Source organism: Lentimicrobiaceae bacterium (genome assembly GCA_020636745.1).
Lineage (GTDB): Bacteria > Bacteroidota > Bacteroidia > Bacteroidales > Lentimicrobiaceae > Lentimicrobium.
On record JACJXH010000007.1, the window covers coordinates 81519 to 92562 of the forward strand.

The 11044-nt window shown below is 41.1% G+C and carries 10 protein-coding genes; 5 read left to right on the forward strand and 5 right to left on the reverse strand.

The annotated features are described in order from the left end of the window. Window positions 1–106: 106 nt before the first annotated feature. The 5 genes from H6541_11400 to H6541_11420 form a co-directional block, all read right to left on the reverse strand. Window positions 107–1936 (reverse strand): tetratricopeptide repeat protein, encoded by a 1830-nt coding sequence (locus H6541_11400; GenBank protein MCB9016393.1) that lies wholly within the window; start codon window positions 1934–1936, stop codon window positions 107–109. A gap of 180 nt (window positions 1937–2116) precedes the next feature. Next, window positions 2117–3388 carry a serine--tRNA ligase gene (serS, locus tag H6541_11405; GenBank protein ID MCB9016394.1) on the reverse strand — a complete coding sequence of 424 codons (1272 nt, stop codon included), beginning with the start codon at window positions 3386–3388 and terminating at the stop codon, window positions 2117–2119. Between the two features lie 246 nt (window positions 3389–3634). Further along, window positions 3635–3901 carry a 50S ribosomal protein L27 gene (rpmA, locus tag H6541_11410; protein ID MCB9016395.1) on the reverse strand — a complete coding sequence of 89 codons (267 nt, stop codon included), beginning with the start codon at window positions 3899–3901 and terminating at the stop codon, window positions 3635–3637. A gap of 46 nt (window positions 3902–3947) precedes the next feature. Further along, the gene (gene rplU, locus H6541_11415; GenBank protein MCB9016396.1) at window positions 3948–4259 is read right to left on the reverse strand and encodes a 50S ribosomal protein L21; all 312 of its coding nucleotides are present in this window, start codon (window positions 4257–4259) and stop codon (window positions 3948–3950) included. A gap of 75 nt (window positions 4260–4334) precedes the next feature. Continuing rightward, the gene (locus tag H6541_11420; protein MCB9016397.1) at window positions 4335–5273 is read right to left on the reverse strand and encodes a DMT family transporter; all 939 of its coding nucleotides are present in this window, start codon (window positions 5271–5273) and stop codon (window positions 4335–4337) included. A 687-nt stretch (window positions 5274–5960) separates the two neighbouring features. Between H6541_11420 and H6541_11425 the strand changes: the two genes are divergently transcribed. From H6541_11425 to H6541_11445, 5 genes are all read left to right on the forward strand, one after another. Then, complete coding sequence (locus H6541_11425; GenBank protein MCB9016398.1) at window positions 5961–6305, forward strand: hypothetical protein; 345 nt, start codon at window positions 5961–5963, stop codon at window positions 6303–6305. Window positions 6306–6345: 40 nt separating this feature from the next. After that, on the forward strand, window positions 6346–7755 hold the full coding sequence (locus H6541_11430) for an aldehyde dehydrogenase family protein (protein MCB9016399.1): 1410 nt from the start codon (window positions 6346–6348) through the stop codon (window positions 7753–7755). A gap of 164 nt (window positions 7756–7919) precedes the next feature. Beyond that, window positions 7920–8507 (forward strand): RNA polymerase sigma-70 factor, encoded by a 588-nt coding sequence (locus H6541_11435; GenBank protein MCB9016400.1) that lies wholly within the window; start codon window positions 7920–7922, stop codon window positions 8505–8507. Between the two features lie 84 nt (window positions 8508–8591). Further along, complete coding sequence (locus H6541_11440; protein ID MCB9016401.1) at window positions 8592–9602, forward strand: FecR domain-containing protein; 1011 nt, start codon at window positions 8592–8594, stop codon at window positions 9600–9602. A gap of 44 nt (window positions 9603–9646) precedes the next feature. Beyond that, window positions 9647–10960, forward strand: a complete 1314-nt coding sequence (locus H6541_11445) for an outer membrane beta-barrel protein (GenBank protein ID MCB9016402.1) — start codon at window positions 9647–9649, stop codon at window positions 10958–10960. The last annotated feature ends 84 nt before the right edge of the window (window positions 10961–11044 follow it).

Here is an 11044-nt window from a genome sequence, read left to right on the forward strand (position 1 = left end):
TATTTGCGGCGAATATAAAGAGGATCAGGGCTTTTGCGGATGAATTTCACCCTTTGACTCTTTTTTTGGTTTATTGGGTTGTGGCGCAAAAATATGCAGAAATGAATTAATTGACCTGGTCTCCCCTGAGGGTCCTGAATCTTTTCCGGGCTTCAACAGTAAACAGGCTTCCCGGGTATTTTACCAGGAGCTCCTGATAAGCTGCCATTGCTTTGGCTGAGTCGTTCAATTGGTTTTCATAAAGCTGAGCCAGAGAAAACAATGCATCATCGCCTAAAATGCCTTCGCTGTAATGGGTGTCTACTTCCTGAAACAATGCTTCTGCTTCTGAAAACTTTCCTAGTTTAAGTGATATTTCAGCCTTTTTCATCAATGCATCATCTGTAATCGAATGACCTGGAAAGGCTGCAAGCAGTGAATCCAGCACTGCCAGGGCGGCTTCAGGCTTGTTTTGAAACCATAAAAGATCGGCACGTGCGTAAGTTCCCAAAGCTACAGTTGAACTGTCTTCTTCAATATTATCGCTTATCAGCAGCGACATTTCCATAGCATCGTTGGCTATGAGTTTAGAAGTGGCTGCTTTTAATACATCCAACTGAGCTTTTGCCCAACCAAATTCACCAATATAAAACGAAAGCCGTGCATTCCGGAAACGTGCTTCATGGCCGATGGGCTCATTTTTAAAAGCCTTGTCAACCTGTGAATACAGCAATGTAGCTTCCCATGGTTCGCCGGTGAATAACATGATGTCAGCCAGCTCTAATTTACATTCAGCCTGAAGTGCTTTATTGTTGTTGGTTAGCCTGATAAGTTCTTCAAGGAGATTTATAGCACCATCAGGGTCGTTTAGATAGAAGGCTTTAAGTTTGGCCAGTTTTTGCATCAGGGGGTAAACCAATGGATTTCGGCCTGATTCATCGAGTGTGTTGGTGTATTTTTGCTCAAGATCAAAAAGTTCAGACTGGTTCAGCGGATATTTTTTAGTAACGAGCTCAAAGGTGGTTTTTAAAAGTTCAACTTTTGACTGAACAATAAGGTTTGGATCTCCTGATTTGTCAATCACATACGTAAATGCCTCAGAAGCAACTTTGTAGTTGGCGTTATTGCTGCTTAAAAGACCAAGCGCAAAAACCCTGTTTCCGTTTTCTTCAAGTCTGCGGTCGAGTGCCCTGGCCTGAATAAGTGCTGATTCAAAATCCTTTATTTGAACTGAAAGCCAAAGCATGAGCTCTGCCATCATTTCGTCGTCGGGGTTCTTCTGCACTTTTTTGAGTAAAGCCAGTCTCAATGCATCACCTTTAAGCCCTTCCGGATCGTTATTCAGAGAGTTTTGAAGGCGGTCCTGAATTTGATTTTGTAAGTCAGGGCGTGTTTCAAGCAAATCTATGTATTCATTTACCATCTTTTCAAAGTTGCCCTGAAATTCATAAATGCTGGCCAGCTCAAATCCGAAAGTATTGGCCGGAGATAATAATTGTCTTCCTTTCAGATAAGTGCGGATGGCAAAATCCGTTTCACGCCTGGCCTGAAAAGCATTGGCCAGCTCAATTATTTTTCTGAGTTCGGGCTTTACATTTTTAACAGCATCTTCAAAAATTCTGGTGGCTTTATTACTTTCATTGCTGCGTATAAGTACATAGCCCAAATCTACCAGATAACGCTGATCGTCAGGGTTTCTTTTCGATTGTCGTTTTACAATTTTTTCTGCTTTGTCAGTATCGCCGATTTCAAGCAGGCTTTGCAACAAATAAGTATAATTGTATAAGGATGGTTTTTCGTCGAATAACCTTTCAAACAATGCGGCCGACTTCTCAAATTCGCGTGCATTATAATACTGAAGACCAAGCTGCTCATCAGTTACCGCCTGAGCCCTGACCATTCCTGCCGGCCATATTATGGCTGGTAAACATATCAACAGGAATAAAAGCTTTTTCATCGTTGGTTATATGAAATTACTTATTGGTTTTGCCATTGATAACTGCACAGGTCAGCCGTAAAATTTAATGTGCTGTTATGAGTAATCAGACTGGCAGATTATATGACGCATAACTTCAGCTTTTATTGTGAAGGTTATTGGTCTTTCAGGGTTTCAGAAAGTTAAATCAGATTGCCCTGATTACTTAATCATATCGAAACCAGTGTATTTGGCTAAGGCTTCAGGTATTCTGATGCCTTCAGCTGTTTGATTGTTTTCAAGCAGTGAAGCTACAATGCGGGGTAAAGCCAATGCACTTCCATTCAGTGTATGACACAGCCTTGTTTTCCCATTTTCGTCTTTAAATCTAAGTTTCATGCGATTAGCCTGAAACGATTCGAAATTTGAAACAGAGCTTACTTCAAGCCATCTTTGCTGAGCAGCAGAATAAACTTCAAAGTCATATGTAAGTGAAGATGTAAAACTCATATCTCCTCCGCAAAGTTTGAGTACCCTGAAGGGTAATTCAAGCTTTCTGAGCAGTCCGGCTACATAATTGCGCATATCTTCAAGCGTTTGATAAGAGTTGTCGGGGTGCTGAATCTGAACAATTTCAACTTTATCAAACTGATGTAAGCGGTTTAGCCCACGTACATCTTTCCCGTAAGATCCGGCTTCACGCCTGAAACAGTTGGAGTAGGCAACGTTTTTAATCGGGAAATCCGAAGCTTTTACTATCACATCGCGGTATATATTGGTAACAGGTACTTCAGCGGTTGGAATCAGATATAATTTATCAACATCGCAAAAATACATTTGACCGTCTTTGTCAGGTAACTGTCCTGTGCCATAGCCCGATGCTTCATTAACCACCAATGGTGGCTGAATTTCGTTATAACCGGCTTCAATCGCATTGTCGAGGAAAAAGTTAATTAAAGCGCGCTGAAGTCTGGCTCCCTGGCCTTTGTAAAACGGGAAACCGGCACCGGTAACTTTATTGCCGAGTTCAAAATCAATAATATCATATTTTGAAGCCAGGTCCCAGTGAGGAACAGCTCCTTGATAAAGTTCCGGCATTGTTCCTTCGCTGTAAACAATTTCATTGTCTTCAGGCGTTTTTCCTTTAGGTACAGATGGGTGAGGGACATTGGGCAGAAGAACCAGAAGATTGTTTTGTTCAGCAACAAGATTGTCTAATTTTTCTGAAAGGTCTTTAGCTAAAATTTTAAGTTCAGCAGTGCGAGCTTTTAATTCGCCGGCTTCAGCGGCTTTACCCGATTTAAATAGCTCGCCTACTTTACGGGCGATGGCGTTTGATTCGGTAAGGTTTTCATCAAGATCACGCTGAGCTTCGCGGCGTCGGGCATCAATTTCTATAATTTTCTGGAGCGATTCGGCTGCATCAATGTTTTTGATGGCCAGTCTGGCGGCAACTTCTGCCGCATTTTCACGGATATAATTCAGTTCAAGCATCAGATTTCGTTTTAGCTGTGCAAAGGTAATGAGATTTGGGGTAAGGAAACATGAAGTAAAAGATGAAATTGAATAATCAGCAATTAAGTAACCTAAATGTTCATCTGCTTCAGTTTCTGACCCCTGGCGGTGGTTTTTCTTTATTCAGGCCGGGTTTTATGCGATACTGGCGGATGTTTGAAAACAAAAAACTCCCGGCGATTAACCGGGAGTTATATTTTAAGCCAGTATTATCTGATTTACAGATTATTCAGCAACCTGAATCGGAAGAACCGAAACGTAGGATTTGTCGTTTTTCCGGCGACGGAATTCAACAACACCATCAACCAGAGCAAACAGGGTGTGGTCTTTACCCATGCCTACGTTGAGGCCTGGATTGTGAACCGTACCGCGCTGACGAATAATGATGTTGCCTGCCTGAGCAGCCTGTCCACCATAAATTTTTACGCCAAGACGTTTACTATGTGATTCCCTACCGTTACTCGAACTACCGGCACCTTTTTTATGAGCCATATCTTTTCGTTTTTAGCTGTTAAACAATGATTTGGATTCAGCCTTTTCAGGCGGTGATGGAATCGATTTGCAGCCTGGTAAGGTATTGCCTGTGGCCGTTCGACTTCTGATAACCTTTTCTCCTCTTCTTTTTGAAGACGATTACCTTTTCGCCACGTAAATGCGAAAGGATTTTAGCCGATACGACAGCGCCGGTAACCTTTGGCTGTCCGATGGTAACAGCGCCGTCGTTGTCAATCAACATTACGTTGTCTAACTGAACGGTTGTGCCTTCTTCACCTTCAAGACGATGCACGAAGATCACCTGGTCTTTTACAACTTTATGTTGCTGGCCGGCGATTTCTACGATTGCGTACATTTTGTTTTGTATTTGATTTTACAGTTTCCCTTTTCTCAGGGGGTGCAAAATTAATAATTTTTATGAAACTCCCAACTAAATCTTCTGTTTTTTTGAAGATTGCGTTAAAATTTTGTAAAGCCGGTTGTTGGTCAGGCTTCTGGTATTAACCAATACAACACCTGTGATAACCAGAAAGATCCAAAGTATGAATCCTGCCCTGAAGTGTTCGCCATCAGCTATCCCCCATAGCAAAGCTACCACGGGAATAAAGTAGGTGACCGAAGATGCAAATACGGCACTCGTTAGTTGTATCAGGTGATTGAAAAGCATAAGCGCGAGCCCGGTGCCTACAATAGATAAAACAGCGAGGTATCCCAGACCGGCATAAGCATGCTGGTTTTGAACCAAATCAATGGTAAAAGGCGTAAATCCCAGCAAATAGGCTGTGGCTAACGGCCCTACCATGAAAAACGACATGGCCGTAATGGTGACAGGGTCTACGCCCTGCAAAAACGCTTTTACAATATTTACATTTATGGCATAACAAACTGCTGCAATTATGACCAGAATAGCATAACCCATATTGAATGTAAAGTCGCCATTCCCACTTATGCTAACCAATCCTAATGCCCCGGCCAGGCCAATGATAACTCCGGCTATATGAAACCATTTGGGCTTCGTTTTGAAGAATGATATTCCAACAACCAAAGTAAATAATGGGGTAAGCGAATTGAGAATGCCAGCCAGAGAGCTGTCAATGCCTTTTTGAGCCGCCGCAAATAAAAATGCAGGCAGCAGGCTGCCTACAATACCTACTGCAAGAAACATCAGCCATTGACCCGGCAATAAACCGCGTAGTCTTTTCAACGCAAAGGGCAATAAAAACAACCAGGTAATGACAACACGTAAAGCCCCAACTTCTCCGGCACTGAATATTTCAAGACCGCGCTTTATCAGGATAAATGAACTGCCCCATGTAATGGCCAGCACAATAAGTATCATCCATGGCAACCAAGGCCTTTTCTTGTACATTTTATAAAAATGAAATGGATTTCAGCGATTTATTTATGGAGCAAAAGTAATATTTAAAAACGTGCATACGACTGGACGGGATAAACAGTTGCGCGAAAAAATATGATTTTGGTGGCTGACCGGAAGCGATTCTTAATGAGCAAGACAAATTGTCCCTGAGGTTCGGGCTGTTTTTGAAATTCATGATATTCAGCGAAAGTCAGAACGCTGAAACGCACGTTTGCAGTGAATCGAAAAAACGCTGCAACAGTATCAGGATTGTATTTACGGCCTTTCGAAAATAATTGCTCTGAAAAGGAGAAAGAATTTAGTTTTTAAGGTTTGCATAACTGTTTGAAGCTAAAATGTTGCTTTTTTCTGCTAAGTTTAGTGTACGAAAGTATATTTGCATATACGATTAACCGGTGTCTGTATTTGTGTGGTGATGATGGGTTTGCTGGGCAGAAGGTAATTGTTGACAAACTGAAGCACAGATAACCAGATGGTTGAATGTATTATTTATTCTAATAGTTAGGAGCATAAGCGGATAATGGATAATTGCTTATTGCTGGTAACTTTTATTTGCTGAAAGCACAAATGGCAATCATCTGTTTTAATTTTTTAGAATATGGAATCTGGTGCTTTATTTGTTTGACTAGTGTTGGTTAAATCAGGTAATTTGAAATTAATTTAAAAGTTGAAAAGTATATGGAAACAAATGAACGAAGAAGCATAAGGGATAATGAAAGAGACTTGATTGTGTTTCTTCTTTCACAATGCGGCTATACTACTGATGATTTTCCGTTGGCCGAAAATGTGGTTGAATATGAAGGAGGCGTCATGGGAAGCATTAACCTGGCCGGCTCCGATCCTGATTTGTACGAAAGTGATTTAATACAGGCTGAATATACCGACATTGACGGAATTGAGGTGATTATAACGCTTACCAAAGACAAAAATAACAACCTGCTTGATTTGGATTTTTGGAAAATAAACTTTTCGAAACTGCTCAAATATCCTTCACCTGAAGAATTGAAGATTCTTCGGAAGTAGTGTTGTTCACAAGCTTATTCATTCTAACAAATTGAAGATTATGGATATATTTTTGGCAGGCCGTTTCGTAAAAACCAATAAAGGGTTGAATGTGATCAATCCATACAACGGAAATATTGCTGGTCGCACCTTTTGGGCTGGCATTGAGGAGCTTGAAGAAGCCATTCAGGCTGCGCTGGCAGCAAGGCGGCCTATGCAAAGTCTTTCTTCTTATCAGCGATATGAGATTTTAATGCACATAAAAACGCGCCTGCAACAACGGCATTCTGAGTTTGCTGACTTGATAATGCAGGAGTCGGGGAAACCAATACGTTATGCATCAGGCGAAGTTGACCGCTCAGTTCAAACCATCACAGTAGCTGCTGAAGAGTCGAAGAGAACGCCGCGTGAGTATATAAGCCTTGATTGGACCAAAGCGGGCGAAAGGAAAGAAGGTTTGGTCAGATATTTTCCGGTTGGAGTTGTTGCTGGCATAGCGCCATTTAATTTTCCACTGAACCTCGCAGTGCATAAATTGGCGCCGGCGATTGCTGCAGGTTGCCCTGTTATACTTAAGCCTTCTTCCTCAACACCTTTGTCAATGCTTTTGTTGGCCGAAATTATTGCCGAAACAAACCTTCCGGCAGGTGCAGTTTCTGTATTGCCAATGGACAGGGAAACAGGCAACCTGTTGGTGACGGATGAACGAATTGCTTTGCTCTCATTTACCGGATCGCCTGAAGTAGGATGGAAAATGAAGGCTGCAGCGGGCAAAAAGAAAGTAGTGCTCGAGCTGGGAGGGAATGCAGGCGTTGTTATAACACCAAGTGCGGATATTGAATCAGCGCTGACCAAATGTTTGAGTGGCGCATTTTCATATTCGGGGCAGGTTTGTATTCACACACAACGGATTTTTGTGCATAAAGATATTTTTAATGTGTTTGCTTCCCGATTTGCTGAAATGACCAGCCAGCTCATATCAGGGGAGCCGGCTTCTTTACAAACAGACGTCAGTTGTATGATTGATGAGGCCAATGCCCAAAGGGTTGAAAAATGGGTGAATGATGCAAAGGCCGAAGGTGCACGTGTATTGGCTGGAGGTAAGAGAACGGGCACATTTTATGCTCCAACCATTTTGACCAATACCAATCATTCAATGCAGGTGTGCAGTGATGAGATTTTTGGACCAGTGGTAACTTTGGAACCTTATGAGGATTTTGATGAGGCCATTGCGCTGCTCAACAATACCCGTTTTGGATTGCAGGCAGGTATTTTTACCAATAACATGGATGAAATGAACCGTGCCTTCGAAAGTATTGTAGCCGGTGGAATAATTATGAATGATGTTCCAACATTCAGAGTTGATCATATGCCATATGGAGGCGTTAAAGACTCAGGTATTGGCAGGGAAGGGGTGAAATATGCAATGCTGGACATGCTTGAACCCCGGATACTGGTTAAATCATTTTAAACGTTTCGCGATAAAAATCAGATTTTGAGTGATATTGGTGTGATAATAATTTGGTGATTGAAAATTTATGGAAGGTAAAATAAATCTGATATATTTCGTTCAGCAAATTATCTTCATTGCAAGGCATTTTTAGTATTTTTGTCACCTGATAGCAAAGTCCCGGCATGATAACTGAACTGGATAAAGTTAAACTTCTGGCGCTTAAAAATGGCGATGAGCAGGTTTTCGAATCTATTTTCCGGGAATTTTATGCCCCTTTGTGTCTGCATGCGAGACGTTATCTTATTGATCCTGATATTGCCGAAGAAGTGGTTCAGGATATGTTTTTCAAAATGTGGGATCGGCGCGATAGCCTGACCATCAACTCTTCACTGGCTGCTTACCTTTACAAATCTGTTACCAATCACGCCCTTAATTATTTGAAGTATCAGAAGCATATTCAAAAATATCAGGAATATGTTGGTTTCAGAACCGATGACAATGTTTCTATTTCGGCACATGATGCTCTTGTAAACTCTGATCTTGAAAAAGAGTTGCTTCGTCTGATCAAATCAATGCCTGAGCGCAGAAGGATGATTTTTGAAATGAGCCGCCATGAAGGGCTCCGTTATAATGATATCGCCGAAAAGCTGGGAATCAGTGTAAAAACTGTTGAAGTTCAGATGTCAAAAGCGCTTGAATTCATGCGAAACAAATTGCGTGATTACCTTCCGGTTCTTTTGGTTTTCTGGCTCCTCTCTTCTTTGTTTTAAAATATTGTTAAATATTTTTAACAGTTGAATAGGGGTAAACCCTTTCTAAGTTGTCATTAAGTCAAAGCATATATACAATACCGAATGCTCCTTACAAAGCTAAAATATAAGCGACTGATAATAAAGCTCATACAGGGCGAAGCTACTGCGTTGGAGAAACAACAGGCCGAGCAGTGGATTTCAAAAAGCCCGGAGAATCAGCGTTTGTATGAAGCCTATAAGGGTTTGTTAATTCTTACATCAAGAAAAGAGGATGAGTTTAATACAGATCGGGCATGGATGAATCTGCAAAACAGAATTCATGCCGAGAAGTATAGCTCATCTGCCCATGTAGGCAAAAAGCCTGTGAGGAAAATGACTTCTTATCTTGCAGTTGCAGGTATAGCAGCCATTCTGGTCCTTGCTATCGGTATTTTTAGTATTCTGCAGAAAGAACCTGCAATAAAGGAGTTTTCGACTACAGCCTCCGTATCTGGAGAGCAATTGTTGCCTGATGGTTCATCGGTTTTCCTGAACAAAAATTCTATGGTAAAATATCCGGAATATTTTACGGGAAATATCAGAGAAATCTCTATTTTTGGTGAAGCGTTTTTTGAAGTTAGCCGAAATCCTGACAAACCTTTCATTATACATGCTTCAGGGCTGGATATCAAGGTTGTGGGTACTTCGTTCAATGTTGAGGCTCCGCAAGGTGGCGACATTGTTAAGGTGACTGTTAATACTGGTAAAGTGCTGGTTTATCCGACAAAGACATTGCCGGATGATTCTGAAAGCGCCGGTATTCACCTCACTGCCGGTGAAAATGCAACTTATAGCCATCAATCGGGTCAAATACTCAAAGGTGTTAATGATGACCTGAACGTGTTAAGTTGGAAGACCGGTGTGCTTACTTTCAGAGAGTCAAGATTGGCTGATGTTTTCAAAGCGCTGGAAACGAAATATGAAACCAGGTTTTTAGTTGAAAACCCGGAAGTGTTGAACCTAAGATTAACTGCCCGCTTTGAGAATGATTCGTTAGATGATGTTCTGGAAACTCTTTCTCTCATTTTCAATGTCAAATTTGAAAATGAAGGGCAAGCCGTTAAAGTTCATTAGTCTGACAGTTAATTTCGGATAAGCGTAGTGATTGCCTTTCCGGAATGAAGAATAACATAAAATGCCTCCTCTTCTGTTTTATATTTACCTGGAGTGTTTTACCAGGTTCGGTCTGTCTATACGGTCAATCTAAATCTCTCGAAGTCCTTGTTTCCCTCTCTACAGTTAATCAACCTGTTGCTGTAGCCCTTGATCAGTTGTCCAGAAACAGTGGCTTTACTTTTTCTTACAACCCGGATCATATCGACGCCTTAAATCCGGTTTCTGTCAGCTTTGTCAAGGTTCCTTTAATCAAAGTGCTGGAGGCTATTGTTCCGGCAGATGATTTTGGATATAAAGTTTCGGGTCGTAAAGTGGTATTGTACAAGCTGAAGGATATTAAACCAATCAATCTTCCTGAAGAAAGGGAAAGTGTGGTTGAGAACAAGGTGGATGCACCTGTAACTTTAGCTAAAGTGGCCATTCAGCCTGATACAGTTTATATTACAAAAACTGAAATCAGAACCGATACCATTACACGCGTGGATACCATAACCAAATATGATACTGTTTTTATTCTCAAAACTGTTAACCGCGAAAAACCCATTACGAGTGAAGATATTTTTTCGGATCTCAGCAGCCTTCGAAAAGAGTTAAAAAGGGAGTTTACTGTTGAAGCTGGTTTTTCGCTCAGCTGGCTTTCTCCTGTTGTTGCTTATTCGGCCGATGAGCAGTATAATGCCAGGCTGGAAGATTATCGCAGAGCTAATTCCAACAGCCCAATCTCAGGTAGCATTAATTTTGATTTTCGGTTAAGGTATGCCCGGTTCTCGATTGAATCTGGTATTGCCTACACGGCCTTTAATCAAAAATTTGACTTTAACTATAAGGTGAAGACCGGTGGATTTTATTTAAAAGATACGCTTGATATATATTACACGATAGCGGAAAGTGATACAGCCTGGTATTATGTATTGGATTCAACATATCAACCTGTTGACGTAAAGGACTATAGATATGTATCTGATATAAAGCATCATTACATTGATTTGCCGCTGGCCTTTCAATACAACCAGCCTCTGGGAAGGGCATTGCTTTATGGTAAAGCCGGTATTATTACATCTGTTCATGCAGGTAGTAAAGGCTTATTCCTTCATGCGGAAGAATTGGAGGTGAGCCCTGTTTCTGATTTGGAATTCAAGCCTGTGAACTTTTCGTGGTTGCTGGGCGCAGGAGCAATTTTGCCTTTAAATAAAAATGTTACTTTTAATGTTGGAATTGTATACCGTAAGCAGTTGCAGGGGATTTACACGCATTTCGCAATTGATAAGAGATTGAGCGCTACAGGAATAAATGCAGGAGTTTGCTTCAGGTTTTAGTATATTTGCATGAATAGGAAGCTCCTTTAGCTCTTATTTAAAACTTTAAAAAACATACTCTGAGCTTTATGTGGGTTTCTTATC